General features: G+C 67.6%; 13 protein-coding genes and 1 pseudogene. 4 read left to right on the top strand and 10 right to left on the bottom strand.

Going from position 1 to position 15,089, the window contains the following annotated elements; all coding sequences use genetic code 11:
- The first annotated feature begins 29 nt into the window (after positions 1–29).
- Together AABM56_RS23130 and AABM56_RS13490 are read left to right on the top strand one after the other, a co-directional pair.
- Positions 30–1,555: pseudogene (locus tag AABM56_RS23130) on the top strand (NADH-quinone oxidoreductase subunit L).
- Entirely contained in the window at positions 1,552–3,999 is a 2,448-nt protein-coding gene (locus tag AABM56_RS13490) for a DUF2309 domain-containing protein (protein WP_347883357.1), read from the top strand. Before AABM56_RS23130 ends, AABM56_RS13490 begins: the two are co-directional and overlap by 4 nt.
- Before the next feature lie 96 nt (positions 4,000–4,095).
- Here the strand turns inward: AABM56_RS13490 and AABM56_RS13485 are convergent, their stop codons facing one another.
- From AABM56_RS13485 to AABM56_RS13475, 3 genes are all read right to left on the bottom strand, one after another.
- Positions 4,096–4,509 (bottom strand): NUDIX domain-containing protein, encoded by a 414-nt coding sequence (locus tag AABM56_RS13485; RefSeq protein ID WP_347883356.1) that lies wholly within the window; start codon positions 4,507–4,509, stop codon positions 4,096–4,098.
- 105 nt (positions 4,510–4,614) lie between these two features.
- Positions 4,615–4,818, bottom strand: a complete 204-nt coding sequence (locus AABM56_RS13480) for a hypothetical protein (RefSeq protein ID WP_347883355.1) — start codon at positions 4,816–4,818, stop codon at positions 4,615–4,617.
- A gap of 185 nt (positions 4,819–5,003) precedes the next feature.
- Positions 5,004–6,158: an epoxide hydrolase family protein gene (locus AABM56_RS13475; protein ID WP_347883354.1), complete on the bottom strand. Its 1,155-nt coding sequence runs from the start codon at positions 6,156–6,158 to the stop codon at positions 5,004–5,006.
- A gap of 87 nt (positions 6,159–6,245) precedes the next feature.
- On the opposite strand from AABM56_RS13475, the gene AABM56_RS13470 reads away from it, so the two are divergent.
- The gene (locus tag AABM56_RS13470; RefSeq protein WP_347883353.1) at positions 6,246–6,854 is read left to right on the top strand and encodes a TetR/AcrR family transcriptional regulator; all 609 of its coding nucleotides are present in this window, start codon (positions 6,246–6,248) and stop codon (positions 6,852–6,854) included.
- 118 nt (positions 6,855–6,972) lie between these two features.
- Here AABM56_RS13470 and AABM56_RS13465 read toward each other — a convergent pair whose 3' ends face one another.
- Positions 6,973–7,923 carry a LysR family transcriptional regulator gene (locus AABM56_RS13465; protein ID WP_347883352.1) on the bottom strand — a complete coding sequence of 317 codons (951 nt, stop codon included), beginning with the start codon at positions 7,921–7,923 and terminating at the stop codon, positions 6,973–6,975.
- 100 nt (positions 7,924–8,023) lie between these two features.
- Between AABM56_RS13465 and AABM56_RS13460 the strand changes: the two genes are divergently transcribed.
- Positions 8,024–9,277, top strand: coding sequence for a cation:dicarboxylase symporter family transporter (locus AABM56_RS13460; RefSeq protein ID WP_347883351.1), 1,254 nt, complete (start codon positions 8,024–8,026; stop codon positions 9,275–9,277).
- A gap of 4 nt (positions 9,278–9,281) precedes the next feature.
- Here AABM56_RS13460 and AABM56_RS13455 read toward each other — a convergent pair whose 3' ends face one another.
- The 6 genes from AABM56_RS13455 to AABM56_RS13430 form a co-directional block, all read right to left on the bottom strand.
- Entirely contained in the window at positions 9,282–10,874 is a 1,593-nt protein-coding gene (locus AABM56_RS13455) for an argininosuccinate lyase (protein WP_347883350.1), read from the bottom strand.
- Positions 10,875–10,933: 59 nt separating this feature from the next.
- Entirely contained in the window at positions 10,934–12,172 is a 1,239-nt protein-coding gene (locus AABM56_RS13450; RefSeq protein WP_263259162.1) for an OprD family porin, read from the bottom strand.
- 247 nt (positions 12,173–12,419) lie between these two features.
- Positions 12,420–13,103, bottom strand: coding sequence for a DUF1989 domain-containing protein (locus AABM56_RS13445; protein WP_133860913.1), 684 nt, complete (start codon positions 13,101–13,103; stop codon positions 12,420–12,422).
- A 19-nt stretch (positions 13,104–13,122) separates the two neighbouring features.
- The gene (locus AABM56_RS13440; RefSeq protein ID WP_133860912.1) at positions 13,123–13,782 is read right to left on the bottom strand and encodes an amino acid ABC transporter permease; all 660 of its coding nucleotides are present in this window, start codon (positions 13,780–13,782) and stop codon (positions 13,123–13,125) included.
- Positions 13,782–14,435, bottom strand: a complete 654-nt coding sequence (locus AABM56_RS13435; RefSeq protein WP_218568707.1) for an amino acid ABC transporter permease — start codon at positions 14,433–14,435, stop codon at positions 13,782–13,784. Before AABM56_RS13435 ends, AABM56_RS13440 begins: the two co-directional genes overlap by 1 nt.
- 3 nt (positions 14,436–14,438) lie before the next feature.
- Complete coding sequence (locus AABM56_RS13430) at positions 14,439–15,080, bottom strand: urea carboxylase-associated family protein (protein ID WP_133860911.1); 642 nt, start codon at positions 15,078–15,080, stop codon at positions 14,439–14,441.
- Positions 15,081–15,089 lie beyond the last annotated feature (9 nt).

Below are 15,089 nucleotides of genomic sequence, written 5' to 3'. Positions count from 1 at the left end.
CGCTATCTGGTGTTCATGGAGTGTGCACGATGTCTGGCCCGCTGTTTTCCCTCGTCCCACTGTTGCCCTGGGTCTATGCCCTGGCGCTATTGCCCGCGCTCTTCCTCGCTTCACCGAGCCAACTCTGGATACCTGCGCGGGTCGCGGGTTATCTGGGTGTCTTGCTGGTGCTGGCGGCCTGGCTACAGGCGTTCGTCGGCACCCGGCATCTTGATCGCCTCGGCCTGGCGATGGCCGGACTCATCAGCCTGCTGGCGCTGGTGATCATCGAGTATTCCCGGCGCTATCTGGAGGGGGAAGCAGGGCAGCGGCGCTACGTGCTCGCCCTGCTGGCCACCCTGGCGGCGGTGGCGACGGTGGTCACCAGCGGCAACCTGCTGTTGATTGCCGGGGCCTGGATCCTCTCCAGCCTATGCCTGCACCAACTGCTGACCTTCTACCCCGAGCGCCCGCAGGCGGTCGTCGCGGCCCACAAGAAATTCCTCGCCAGCCGCCTCGCCGATGTCAGCCTGCTGATGGCGACCCTGTTGCTGGTGCAGGCCGGCGGTAGCAGCCGGCTCGCGCTGATCCTCGCCGCGGTGAACGCCCAGGTGCAGGCGGGGGGTGCGCTCGGTTGGGAGCTGCAGGGCGCGGCGCTGCTGCTGGCGTTGACAGTGATCCTGAAAGCGGCCAGTTGCCGGTGCATGGCTGGCTGATCCAGGTGATGGAGGCTCCCACGCCGGTCTCGGCCCTGCTGCATGCCGGGGTGGCCAACCTGGGCGGCTTCGTGCTGCTGCGCTTCGCCCCGCTGTTTTCCGCCGCGGTTCCGGCGCAGAGCCTGCTGGTGCTGGTCGGCGGCCTGACCGCGGTCCTCGCGGCCCTGGTGATGATGACCCGGATCAGCATCAAGGTCCGCCTGGCCTGGTCGACCTGCGCGCAGATGGGCCTGATGCTGCTGGAATGCGGGCTGGGGTTGTACGAACTGGCGCTGGTGCACCTGCTGGCCCACTCGCTCTACAAGGCCCATGCCTTCCTGGCCGCGGGTGAGACGGTCGCCCACGCCCGCCAGCATGCCCTGCAGCCGCAGGCCGTAGCGCTCGACTTGAACGGGCTGGTGCGCGCACTGCTGGTGGCCGCGCTGATGCTGGCGCTGCTGCAAGGGCTTTGCGCCTGGCTGCTGCCCGGTCATGCGCTGCCCCTGGTGGGCCTGACGCTACTGGCGATCGGCCTGGCGCCCTGGACCCTGCGCCGCGACCAGCCAGCCCATGGCTGGCTCATGTTCGGCCTGCTGCTCGGCGCTTACCTGCTGTGGCATCAGGCGGCCGGCTGGATCCTCGGCCAGCACCTCGCTGCGGCGCCGCTGCCGCTGGCCCTGGTGGCGATGGTCATGCTGGTCGGGCTCTACCTGCTGCAGGGACTGCTGCTGGCCCGGCCGCGCGGCGCCCTGGCGCAACGTCTCTATCCGATGGCCTTCGCCGGCTTCTACCTGGATGAGCACTTCACCCACCTGACCTTTCGCCTGTGGCCGGCGCGTGTGCCCCAGCCCCTGAGCGCAACCCTTGGAGACCGCGCATGACTGCCTTCGAAACGTTTTCCAGCCCCAAGCACCAGGCGCTGCACGAGGCGGTCCGCCAGGCCTGTGCGCGCATCGCGCCGACCTGGCCGCTGGATCGCATGATCGCCGTCAACCCGCTGTGGGAGCGGCGCGATCAGGCCTGGCAGAGCGTGGCTGCGCAGCTCTGGCAGCGCGCCGGCAGCCGCCTGACCCTGGACGCCGCCGACTATCGCCAGGCCTGGCAGGACGGTCGCATCGCCGAGCGCCATCTGCAGCAGGCACTGGCCGAGCAGGGGGAATCCTGCAAGCCGGTAAGGCTGCTGGAGGTACTGGAGGCCCCCGCGGAGGTCGGCCACGGTCTGCCGCTGCTGGAAGACTTGGCCGAGCCGGGGATCCCGCTTCCGGGCTGGCCGGCGCTGATCACCCACCAGATCGGTCAGAGCTGCGCGGCCTGGTTCGATCACGAGCAGGCGGATTGGCGTCCGGCAGAGGGTGGCGGGCTCTATCAGACCTGGCGCGCCAGCCTGCTGGCCGACCAGGGCCTGAGCGTCCTCAGTGGCTGCCGGGATCTGCACCAGCGGATCGCAGCGTTGCCGGCGCAACCCGAAGCGGCCCTGGAGGCGGCGGTCGAACACCTGGGACTGCCAGCCCCAGACTGGGCGGCCTGGTTCGACTGCCTGCTGCTGCGCAACCTGGGCTGGGCCTCCTGGTGCGCCTATCGGCGCTGGCAGGCCCGGCTGCAGGGCGAGGACGACCAGACGGTGCTGGAGCTGCTGGCCATCCGCGCGGCCTGGGAGTGGCTGGTGGATGATCGCCGGCGCGATGCCGAGAGCCGCTGGCACAGTTGGCGCGCGGCCTGGGTGGAGGGCTCGCAGCGGATGCCTTCGGCCAACTGGCAGGCCCTGCAGCTCTGGCAGCGCGCCGACGAGCTGGCCTGGCAGGAGCATCTGCAGCAGGCGCTGTGCCAGAGCATCCCGGCAGCCTTGCCCCCGGTGCCGCTGGCCAAGCTGTTCTTCTGCATCGACGTGCGTTCCGAGCCCCTCAGGCGTGCCCTGGAGCTGACCTGTCCGGCACTGGAAACCGGCGGTTTCGCCGGCTTCTTCGGGCTGCCCATCGCCTATACGCCGCTGGGTACCGGTGCCACGCGCCCACAGTTGCCGGGCCTGCTCGCGCCGCAACTGCAGGTCAGCGAGGGCAGTGGCGATGCCACGCGGGATCGCCAGCTGGCACAGCTGCGTCAGGGGCGCCTGGCACGGCAGGGCCGCTGGCGGCTGTTCGAGCGGCTGCCGGCCTCGACCTTCACCCTGGTGGAAAGCATGGGGCTGGGCTACGCCGGGGCGCTGCTGGGACGGACCTATGGCCTGGCCGGTGGCGCGCCTTCGCCCGAACTCAGCGCCTGGCGCCGTCATGAACGGCAACAACTGCAGCCACAGCTACCGGTGATGTCCCGGCTGCAGCAGGTCGACCTGGCCGAGCGCATTCTCAAGGCCATGGGCCTCAACGGGCCGGTGCCGTCCCTGTTGGTGCTGCTCGGCCACGGCAGCCAGAGCGCCAATAATCCTCAGGCAGCGGGTCTGGACTGCGGTGCCTGCTGTGGTCAGAGCGGCGAGATCAATGCGCGGCTACTGGCCGGCCTGCTCAACGAACCCGAGGTGCGCGACGGGCTGCGGGTGCGCGGCCTCGACCTGCCGCCGCACTGCCAGGTGCTGGCCGGGCTGCACAACACCACGACGGATGAGGTGCAGGTCTTCGGGTACGAGGGGCTTCCCGCAGAGCTCCAGCCCAGCTGGCAGCGCCTGCGGCTGGCGCTGGACAGCGCCAGCGCCGAGGTGCGGCGGCAGCGGGCTGGCAAACTGGGCCTGGCACCGCTGCCGGAACAGCCGGACAGATTGCTCGGGCAGCTGCGCTGGCGCGCTCGGGACTGGGCGCAGACCCGGCCGGAATGGGGCCTCGCCGGCAATGCCGCCTTCATCGCCGCGCCGCGGGCGCGCACCCGCGCGGTGGACCTGGAGGGTCGCGTCTTCCTGCACGACTACGACTGGCGGCAAGACCGGGAGGGCAGGGTGCTGGAGCTGATCATGACGGCGCCCATGGTGGTGGCGCACTGGATCAACCTGCAGTACTTCACCTCGACCACCGACAACCTGCGCTTTGGCAGCGGCAACAAGTTGCTGCACAACGTGGTGGGCGGCCATATCGGCGTGTTCGAAGGCAACGGCGGCGACCTGCGCATCGGTCTGGCGCGCCAGTCGCTGCACGACGGCCAGCGGTGGATGCACCGTCCGCTACGCCTGCACGTGGTGATCGAGGCGCCGCGCGCGATGATCGATCAGGTGATCGCCAACCATGCCGTAGTGCGCGATCTGGTGCGCAACGGCTGGTTGCACCTGCTACGTCTGGATGGCCTGCCGGCTGGCCTCGAGGTGCGTACGGCCGGGGGATGGCGGCCCTTGCCCAAGGTCTGACGCTGGCCGGCGCCAGGCCGCCCGATGCTTCAGGCGGCCTGGCCCGAGCTGGCATGGCAAAGCTGAAATCCGTGGCCAAGGGCGCAAGGCCGCTTGCTAAGGGTGCAGTTGGCGCCCGAGCAGTGGAAGGATCACGTCGCGGGTCAGGGGCGCCAGCGGCAGATCGCCGGGTTCGTCTACGGCTACCCACACCGCCTCTTCTATTTCGGCGGCAGGCACCGCCTGGACTTCCGCGCCCATGGCTACCTGATACAGCGCGCAATCGACCCTGAAACCGGGTTCATTGGCGGCCGGCGCCTGGTAGTTGCCGAGAAAGGTCGCAGCCTCTGCCGTGATGACCAGGCCAAGCTCTTCCCCCAGCTCGCGGATCAAGGCCTCCAGGGGTTGCTCCCCCGGATCCACCTTGCCGCCCGGTTGCATGAAGGCGGTGGTGCCCCGCTTGCGCACCAGCAGCACCTGCTGGCGGTCGTTCATGAGGATGGCGGCGGCGATGTGCAGGGTAGGGGTCAAGGTGAGCGTCCCGATCAAGGTGGGCGGGTCACCGTGCCGGGAGACGGACAGAAAGGCAACCGTCGGTGATTCTGGCTACCCCTGGCTTGGGGTCCTGCGTGGCGCTCAAAGGTCGGCATGCAGTGCATAGCCATTGAACCCGGCAGCGAACAGCAGGGCGCCCCAGAGGAAGAGGTCCGTCTGCAGGAACTCGCGCTTTATGTAAACGAGCTTCATGCCGTGTTGCAGAGACAGGGAGGGATCGACCAGCCACCCCAGCAGGACGGTCGCCACGCCCAGTAGCATGGCGATAGCGCCGATACGCTTCACGACCTGCCTCACCTTAATAACCCTCTCCGCGAAAACGGCATTCAGCGAATGATCGCCGGGAGTCAAGGGTATTGATCGATAAAGGGCCGCGTGTAAAACTTCCTGAACGCTTGTAAACAAGTGTTAAAGCGCGACCCGGGGCCTTTGCGTGAAACTGCTACGGCACAGTCTTGGAGCGGACGCCCTCAGCGCATCGCCCGGAAGGCCTCCCGCAGGTGACCGACGAATTCTTGCGGATTCTCCATCGCCGCGAAGTGCCCGCCCTGATCGGCTTCCGCGAAGAACCGCAGATCGGCGAAGCGCCGCTCGGCCCAGCGGCGCGACAGCCGCAGTTGCTCGCCGGGGAACATGCTGACGCCCGCGGGCAGGGGCAGCGGCGCGCTGGGCATGCCGTTCGCCATCTCGCGCCTGGCCTCCCAGTAGAAACGCGCCGAACTGGCGCCGGCATTGGGCAGCCAGTAAAGCATGATGTCATCGAGCAGATGATCCAGCGGCAGGACGCGCTCGGGTTCGCCTGCGCTGTCCGAAACGTCCTGGAACAGGGCGTAGATCCAGGCCGCCAGGCCTACCGGCGAGTCGGCCAGGGCGAAGCCCACCGATTGCGGGCGGGTGGTCTGCACCTTCATGTAGCCCGCGTATTCGCGCTCGTAGCGGGCGGCGTCGGCGAGCATCCGCTGCTCGTCCGGCGTGGCCGCTGCGACCTCCTCGGCAGTGGGCTGGAACATCACCATGTTCAGGTGCACGCCGGCCAGGCCCGCCGGGCGCATATGGGCCAGGGCGGTGGTCACCGCGGCGCCCCAGTCGCCGCCCTGGGCCAGCCAGTGATCGCCGTAGCCGAGTCGGCGCATGAGTTCGATCCAGGTCAGGGCCGTGCGGCTCACTCCCCAGCCGGGCTCGCTGGGCTGGTCCGAGAAGCCGAAGCCGGGTAGCGCGGGAATGACCAGGTGAAAGGCGTCCGCGGATTCACCGCCATGGGCGACTGGATCGCTCAGCGGCCCTATCACGTCGCGAAACTCCAGCACAGAGCCTGGCCAACCGTGGGTGAGCAGCAGGGGTGTAGCCGTCGGTTCGGGAGAGCGCACATGCAGAAAGTGGATGCCGAGGCCGTCGATCTCGGTGCGGCTGCTGCCCCAGCCGTTCAGCAGGGTCTCGGCCGCCCGCCAGTCGTACCCGCCGCTCCAGCGCTCCACCAGGGCCTGCAGGCGCTCCCGTTGCGGCCCCTGACTGCCATCGTGGACGGTCTCGCGGTCGGGCCAGCGTGTAAGCCTGAGTCTTGCTGCCAGCTCATCGAGCTGGGCTTCAGGTATGCGGATGGGGAAGGGCTGGATGAGATCGGTCATGGAGAGCCTCGCAAGAAAGGGCGCAGTCGAATAACTGAACGTTATCGTTCAGTTTACAGGTGCTGTCAATCCGCTTAAGGTTCGCCCATGACCGAAATGACCAAACCACGCGGCGGGCGACCCCGGCGCGAAGAGGCCGGCGATGTCGATCGCCGCCTGCTGGACGCTGCCTTCGAACTCTTCCTCGCCCAGGGCTTTGCCGGGACCTCCTGCGAGGCGGTGGCGCGACTGGCCGGTGCGGGCAAGGCCAGCCTCTATGCGCGCTTCGCCAACAAGGATCAGCTGTTCGAGGCGGTGATCCGCCGTCATTCGGCAACCCTGCCGCAGCTCGAACCCTTGGCCTCCGGCCTGCCGCTCGCGGAGCGTCTGCGGCTGGCCGGTCAGGACATGCTGGAGCACGCCTCGCGGCCGGAGACCCTGGCGATGATGCGCCTGGTGATCGCCACGGCCGATCGCTTTCCGGCAGTAGCGGCCGAAGCGACCCGGATCGGCTGGGAGGCGGGTCGCCTGCGGGTGCGACAGGCCATCGAGGCGGGCCCGGATCAGCCGGACGATGTCGAGCGGCTGCTCGAGGGATTCATCGATCTGGTCTTCGCGCCGCATCAGTTGCGGGCGCTGCTGGGCGATGATCCCAGGGCACTGCGGGCTCAGGCGGCGGAGCGGATCGAGCGGGCCATTCGGCTGTTGCTGGGGTGAGGGTGTCTGGCGGCTCCCGCTCGGTCGTTGGCTGGCACATCGAACCAGCCATGCCCGGATCGGAATAACCGGGCAAGCTTCCAGGTTCGCAAGGAGGAGATGGGCTACTGCGCGGCGTTCAGCCCCGCGCCCGCCGCTGTGGTCTGCCCGCCAGGTGCCGGGCCAGGACGATGAAGTTCTGCAGGGCGGGCGAGGGATTGAAGGCGCGACAGGCCAGGGTGATCGGGGCGGCCAGCCGGGGGCGGGCGTCCAGGATGGGGCAGTAGCAGATGCTGGACCTGTGCAGTTCGGTCATGGACGCCGGTACCGCGGAGATGCCGGCGCCGGCCGCCACCAGGCTCAGGTTGGTGAGCATGCGATCGACTTCGAAGGCGACTCTGGGTTCGAAGCCGGCATGGCGACAGGCATCCAGCAGCTTGGCATACATGCCCGGCGCGCCTGGCTTGCGCACCAGGATGAAGGCTTCATCGGCCAGGGCCGTCAGCGGCAGTCCGCGTTGCGCCAGGCTGTCCAGCGTCGCTGCGCCGATCCCCGTGATGAGTCGATGATTACTCGGCAAGGCGAGCAGCATCGCCTCATTGAGCAGGCGGTGATAGGTGACGCCGTCCGGCGCGCTGACCGGGGCGCGCAGGATGCCGAGGTCCAGGCGGCCTTCCGCCACCCGCTGGGTGAGGCCCTGGGCGTTGTCCTCGGCGATGACGATTTCCACGTCCGGGTAGCGCTCCCGGTAGGCGCGGATGACGCGGGGGATCAGCGCATGGGCGGCCGCCGAACTGGTGAAACCCAGCGTCAGGGTGCCGTCGATGCCCTTGGCGACCCTCGCCGCGCGATGCGCGCCCTGGCCGACCCGGGCCAGGATGTCACGGGCCTCCTGCAGGAAGGCCGCGCCGCCAGCGGTCAGCACGACACCCTTAGGGTGACGCAGGAAGAGGGCGAAGCCGAGTTCGTCTTCCAAGGCCCGGATCTGCTGGCTGAGCGGCGGCTGCTGCATGTGCAGGCGCGCGGCGGCGCGGGTGAAGTGCTGCTCTTCGGCCACCGTGACGAAGTAACGCAGATGCCGCAATTCCATTCGCTCGCTGACCTCGCTGACGCCGGTCTGGATGACCGATCGGTTAGGATGGGGCGCAAGGTGTCTGGCGCCTCGCACAATAATAACGACAGGAATCCGGATGATCGCGCGGATCGCTCGCAACGGCAGTGTGCAGCTAGGCGTGGCGCTCGCCAGCGGGCTGCTGCTCGGTCTCTGGCGTCCCGAGCTGGCCGCGGCCATGAAGCCCTTGAGCGATCTGTTCCTGCGCACCCTTGGCCTGGCCATCCCGCTGCTGATGTTCGCGCTGATCGTGTCGGCCATTGCCCGCCTGGGTCGGGGCGTCGGCGCCATGGCGGCGCGCATGGTGCTGTACTTTCAGGTGATGTCCCTGCTGTCCCTGCTGGTTGGTCTGCTCGTCGGTCTGGTGATCCATCCCGGCAGCGCCGTCGCGCCTGGCCCGATATCGATCAGCTGGGGCAGTGCCGAACCGGCGGACCCCCTGTTGCCGGCTGCTCCCTCGTCGATGCCAGGTCTGCTCGACAGTCTGCCAGGTACCCTACTGGGCGCCTTTACCCAGAGCGCCATATTGCCGCTGCTGTGCCTGGCCATCGCCCTGGGACTCATCCTGCGTGCCCTGGGTGAGCATGGCACACCCTGGCTCGCCGGGATCGAGCGGACCCTGGGGTTCATGCTGCGGCTGCTGCGCCTGTTCCTCCGCCTGGCGCCGCTCGCCGCCTTTGCGGCCATGGCCTTTACCGTTTCCCGTTATGGCGGCGCCTCCCTGTGGCCGCTGTTGAAGTTTCTGCTCGCGGTCTATCTGGCCGCCCTGTGTTTCGTCTGCGGCGTGCTGGGGCTGGTGGCGCGGCTCTGTGGCTTTTCCCTGCTGCGCCTGATCCTCTGGCTGAAGCACGAGTTGCTGCTGGTGGCGGTGACCGGTTCCTCGGTCGCGGCCTTGCCCCTGCTGATCGGCCGCCTCGAACGCGCCGGTTGCCCGACGGAGCTGGTGCGGTTGTCATTGACCACCGGCTACACCTTCAACCTGGCAGGCTCGAATCTCTATATCGCCGTGGCGCTGCTGTTCCTCACCCAGTTCGCCGGGATCGAGCTGTCGGCCGCGCAGTTGGCGAGCTTCCTGCTCGTCGGTCTGATCACTACCCTGGGCTCCACCAGCGTCGCCGGCTCGGCCTTCCTGACCCTGGCGGCGATCCTGTCGATCCTGCACTTCGTGCCAGTGGAGGCGGTCGGCCTGCTGCTGGGCGTCGAGCGGCTGATGAAGTGCCGCTCGCTCACCAATGTGCTGGGTAACTGCGTCGCTTGCCTGGCGCTGGCGCGCTGGCAGGGGACGCTGGACCGGCCGCAGCTGGCGGCGGCGCTCGCCCGTGGACGGCACTAGGCGATCACGGCTTCAGCAGCTTGGCAAAGGCCTGATCGAGCGCGGTGTCGGCCTCGGCGAGCCGCTGACGCCGGGCCTTGGTCCAGTCGACATCGGTCTGCAGGGCCTGCTTCGCCTCGCCGAGCATGCGCTGCACCTCGGCCGGTTGCGGACCGCCGGTACCGACCCGGGTCTTGACCATGCTGGTCGGCGAGAGGGCATTGCGGAATTCGGCCTCCTGCAGCGGCAGGCTGGTTTCCTTCCACTGGTACTTCTCAGCGGCCTGGGTGTAGAGCTGCCGGGCCTTGGCGAAGGGGAAAGTCTTGGGCGTGTAGCCTTCGTTGCGGGCCTCGGTGACGATCAGCGAGGCGAAGCTGTGACCGATGCGGAAGGGCACCTTGTGCGCTCGTTCCAGGGTGTCGGCCAGCTCCATCGAGGTGGTCCATTCGTGCTCCAGCTCTTCCAGGGCGCGCTGCGGATTGACCTTCAGGGCGTCGAGCACGCGGTCCATGCTGGTGAACATGCCGATGGCCGAGTCATAGAAATTCAGGTCGTCGAAGGCGAACTTGTAGTCCGTCATGCCGGTGGTCACGTTGTGCGCGCGCAGGGTGATGGTCTGCGCCAGGCCGATGGTGTCCGAGGCGGCTTCCCGGGTGCGCATCAGCAGTCCGGGATTGCGCTTCTGCGGCATGGCGCTGCTGGTGTAGGTGGAGCCTTCCTCCAGCAGCAGCCAGGGGCGGATCTGGTGGTACTGGGTATGGATGTCGCCGATCATCGCCCCCAGCCGGATCGCCGAGGAGGCGGCGATGTCGGCCGCCTCGATGGGGATGTCATAGGTAGAGACCTGGCTGGAATCCAGCGAATTCTGCCGCACCCCATCGAAGCCGAGCAGGGCGGCGAGACGCTCGCGGTTCAGCGGATAGGCAGAATTGGCCAGCACGGCGGTACCCATCGGGCTGAGGTTGAGGCGCTGATAGAGCTGGGCGATGCGCTGGGCGTCGCGGGCGAAGGAATCGGCGTAGGCGAGCAGATAGTGGGCGTAGGAGATCGGCATCGCCTGGACGCCGTTGGTATAGGCCGGCACCAGGGTATCGACGTTGGCGGCGGCCAGGGTCAGCAGGCGCTGACGGGTCGCGTTCACGGCGTCGCTGTAGGCCAGCACCTGGCCACGCAGGGACGCCAGGCGGTAGGTGGCATAGATGTCCTGGCGACTGCGGCCCGAGTGGATCAGCGAGGCTTCCGGCCCGATCTTGTCGGTCATGATCTTTTCCAGCTGGAGGATGTCGGTGGGTCGCTTGCCGTCCGGCTGCCCTCCCTGGTCGATGGCGAATTCGACCCCGCTGGCGATCTTGCGCCCCATTTCCGGGGTAACGATGCCTTCCTCTGTCAGCATCACGATGGAGGCTTTGTTGATGCGGTTCAGCCCGTCGAACTGGTCTTCGACGCCGCCAGCGCGGGTGCCACTGTGGGTCACGGTGCCGCCGATCCTGGCGACCTCGGCCTTGCACTCGGCGGTGGTCTTGCAAGGGGCGTCAGCGGTATTGGCGGCCAGTGCCGGGGTACCGGCGGCCAGGGCGACGAGCAGGGCGAGCGGCAGCAAACGCGGGGTAACGGGCATGGAGGAAAGTCCTGTCGGGATGGGATCGAGGCCGGCGCGGTCCGCAGCCGGCGGTGGGGTCAGAGCAGGGGCAGGGTGTAGCTGAGGATCAGGCGGTTCTGGTCGAGCTCGGTGTCGTTATGGCTGCGGTAGCTGCCATTGCGCCAACGCACCTTGAAGTTCTTCAGCGCGCCGGTCTGGAAGGTGTATTCCAGCTCGGTATCGCGTTCCCACTCCTGACCGGCGACACCGCCGGGCCCGTCGAAATGGTCGCCCCTGAGATAGCGCGTCATGAAGGCGAGGCCCGGGAGGCCCCAGGCGGCGAAGTCGTAGTCGTAGCGCACCTGCCAGGAGCGCTCGCCCGGATTGGCGAAATCCGGCGACAGCATCACGTAGTTGACCAGGTACGAATCGGTGCCGTTGAGATGGGGGAAGCCGGTTTCGCCGTGCATCTGCTGGTAGGCGGCGCCGAAGGCATGGTGACCCAGGTTGTAGGTGAACTTGGCGCCATAGGCATCGTTGTCGACGTTGCTGCCGCCGTCCTTGCGCGAGCGGGCATAGCGCAGATCCGTCTCCAGCGACTGGCCCTTGCCGAGCGGCAGGACGTGCAGCACGTTGAACATATGCTGTTCGTAGTTCTGGTCGAGGTGACCGTAGTCGTAGACGGTAGTGAGCTGCTGGCTCCATTTGTAGCTCAGGCCGGCGAAATCGAACTGGTCGGACGCGCGGCCGCCGCTGATACCGCTGCCGGCTACGGTCATGTCCTCGTTGGCGCTGTCGTTGCGAACGCGGTTCTGGGTCAGCCGCCCGGCGTTGAAGGTCAGGTTGTCCAGTTCCTTCGACACCAGCTGGGCGCCCTGGAAGGTCTGCGGCAACAGGCGGGAGTTGCTGCTGCGGATGGTCTGCAGCCGGGGGATCAGGGTGCCGACCTGCAGGGTGCTCCTGGACACCCGCACCTTGCCGGTCAGCCCGAGCTTGCTGTAGTCGTCGGGCGCTCGCCGGTCGCCCACCGGCAACAGACCGGTGTTCTGCCGGTCCGGCCCCGAATCCAGCTTGAGGCCGAGCATGCCCAGGGCGTCGAGGCCGAAGCCCACCGGCCCCTCGGTGAAGCCGGATTCGTAATCGAGAATGAAGCCCTGGGCCCATTCCTCCCGCTTGGATTGCCGGGCGCCCGACTGGCGATAGTCGCCGTTGAAGTAGAAGTTGCGCAGTTCCAGGTCGGCCTTGCTGTCGGCAAAGAACTCGGCGAAGGCATCGGAGGGTAGAAAGGAGGCGAGGGCGGCGGTACCGACCCCGAGGGCTAGCGGTGGCATGCGCATGGTGAGATTCCTTGACGCGTTATTGTTATTGGGCGCGTTTCGTCGTGAGGCGGTGGCCGCTCACGACGGGAACCTTAAGGACTTTGCTGAAAGATTAAAAATATATGAAAAGTCGGTGCTTGATACTTTAAGGATATGGTCAGCGCGCCTAGTTCTCGATCAGCCTGATTGATTGCCTACTGGACGTAGCCCACCGGGATGCTGGCGGGGCCTGGCGTCTCCCGAGGTGACGCCAGGCCAGCGCGGCTCAGCCCGAGCGTGCCGCCAAATGGGCGGGCACCCAGGGACCCCGGAGCGGAATATGGGGATAGACGTCGTCGAGGATGCGCAGCTCGGCGTCCTTGGGCGTGTTGTCGCCTTCCCCCTGGATGCTGACGATATCCTGGGGGCAGGCCGAGAAGGCGACGAAGCAGTCCATTTCCGCGCGCAGGGTGATGAAGTCGCCTGGGCGGGTCACCGTGGGCAGGGTGTCCAGGTGGATATTGTCCGGCTGTACCCGGATGTTCATGAAGATATTGAAGGAGGCGAGGCTGCGCCGGGGCGGCGTGACGCCCAGTTCCAGCATGCCCTCGACCAGGTTGTCGGTGCAGTTCCGGTGGTAGTGGCTGCACCCGAGCAATTCGTAGCGACGGCGGTCGCAGGCCGCCATGAAGGTATCGTGGACCCCCGGGGAGGTGTCTTCGACCACGGTCAGGATCGGGTGGCGCTCGCTGGTGACGAAGCTGTCGCCGACCACGGGATTGAGGTGCTGGGTATAGACCCGGGTGGCCTCCATGCACATGTATTCGTTGAGGTCATAGGCATTCCAGGCCCAGCAGTCGACGACCTGGGTACCGTGGGTATTGATGACCTGCACGCTTTGGCCGGCGCGTAGGCGGACGGCCTTGCCGTGACCGGCGGGTACGACGATGGAAGCGAGGGGATGTGACATGGATGAACCTCGTGGGTGACTAGTGGATGCGATGGCGGGTGAGGCGGCGCTCCCAGGCGCCGGCGGCCGCATCGATGGCAAGTGTGACCAGCCAGTAGCTCAGGGCGACCGCCAGATAGATTTCCAGGGGGGCGTAGCTTTCCGAAATGGCCTGCTTGGCCGCGTACATGAACTCCTCGACCGAGACCACCGACAGCAGCGCCGAATCCTTCAGCAGGCCGATGAACAGGCCGGTCGCCGGCGGCAGGGCCACGGGGAGCGCCTGGGCCAGGGCGACATGGCGGAAGCTCTGCCAGCGGGACATGCCCAGGGCGCTGCAGGCCTCGAATTGCCCTGGCGGAATGGCCGCGAAGGCGGCGCGCAGCACCTGGGCCAGATAGGGACCGTAGTACAGGGTCAGGGCCGTGACCCCCACCAGGGGCGAGGACAGGGTGAGGCCGTATTCCGGCAGGATGAAGAAGAGCACATAGATCAGCACCAGCAGCGGCAGGCCCAGGATGAGGTCGGTGTAGCCGCGCGCCAGCAGCTGGAGCAGTGGTTGGCGGCCGCGCAGCCGGATCCAGGCCAGCAGGGCGGCCAGGAGCAGGGCGGGCAGCGCCGTGATCAGGGAGAGTTGCAGGGTGTAGACCAGGCCGGCGAGCAGCGACGGGGCGTAGGCCAGGATGATGCCCAGATCCATCAGGCGTTCCTCGCGGTGGCGAAACGCCCTTCCAGGCGCCGAGCGAGCAGCAGGATCGGCCAGCACACCAGCAGGTAGCCGGCGACGACCGGCAGCATCACCGGTCCGGCCTCGTAGGTGCGGGCGATGATCAGCTGTCCGGCGTAGGTCAGCTCGGTCACGGCGATCACGGACGCCAGGGGCGTGGTCTTGACGATCAGCGTGAATTCGTTGACCAGCGCCGGCAGGCTGCTGCGCAGCGCCTGGGGTGCCAGGACGTGACGCCAGCACTGCAGGTGGGAGAGTCCCAGGGCCAGGGACGCCTCGGTCTGGCCACTGGCCAGGTTGCGATAGCTTCCCCGCAGGATCTCCGCGGTATAGGCGGCGCTGTTCAGGCCGAGCGCGAGCACGGCGGCCAGCAGCGGTTTGCCGCCCAGGCCGAGCAGCGGCAGCGAGAAGAACACCAAGAACAGCTGGACGATGGAAGGCGTTCCGCGCATCAGGCTGATGTACAGGCTGCCCAGCCGGCTGGGCAGCCAGGCCTGGTGTTGTCGCAGCCACCAGATGAGGTGACCGACGCTGAAGCTGAGCAGCGCCGCGGCCAGCGTCAGCTCGAGCGTGACCAGCAATCCGGGCCCCAGCTCCGGCAGGATCTTGAGCATCTGTTCCAGCACGGCTTACTCCGGGAAGTCGCTCAGGCTTTCCGCGACCGCGAGCGCCACGGCGCCGACCTGGTCGTTGCCGGGAATGCCCGTGCAGCAGGTCGAGACGACGAAGAGCATGTCCTGCACCACGCGGCAGGTGATCCGGTCGCCCGCCTTGGTCCGGTTCGGCTGGGGATGCAGGCTGCCATCGCGTTCCAGCACGACATGCATGAACAGGTTGACGGGGTCCGGAAGCTTGGGCTGGCGCCGACCCAGCCGCGCGAGCTCGGCCTGTACCGCTTCGACGCAGCCGGTCTGCGCATAGCCGCGGCTGCGCAGGAAGGCGCTGGTGGAGGCGGGCAGCAGCAGGTCGTGGGTGCCCAGGCTGTCCTGGCCCAGGACCATCACCGGGCGCCGCCGATTGTTCACCAGCCGCATGCCCGAGCCGAGGACATAGGAGTTGCTGAAAACCCGTGTGTGATGGACCGAGAGATGCACCAGGGGATCCTCCTCGCTGAAGCCGAACAGGCTGGCCACCACACCGGCGTCCAGGGCTTCGATGCGCAGCAACTGACCCCGCTTCACGGCGATCGAACCGGCGCTTCCGGCGCGGATCTCGACCCGCTGCACGGGCAGCGGCGCGCGTTCGTCGAGGTGTTCTTTCATCAACAGCATGGGGCGGTC

The sequence above is a fragment of the Pseudomonas aestiva genome (assembly GCF_039908605.1).
Classification (GTDB): domain Bacteria; phylum Pseudomonadota; class Gammaproteobacteria; order Pseudomonadales; family Pseudomonadaceae; genus Chryseomonas; species Chryseomonas aestiva.
Note: the sequence above shows the minus strand (reverse complement) of the source record. Positions and strands in the feature narration are given on the sequence as shown.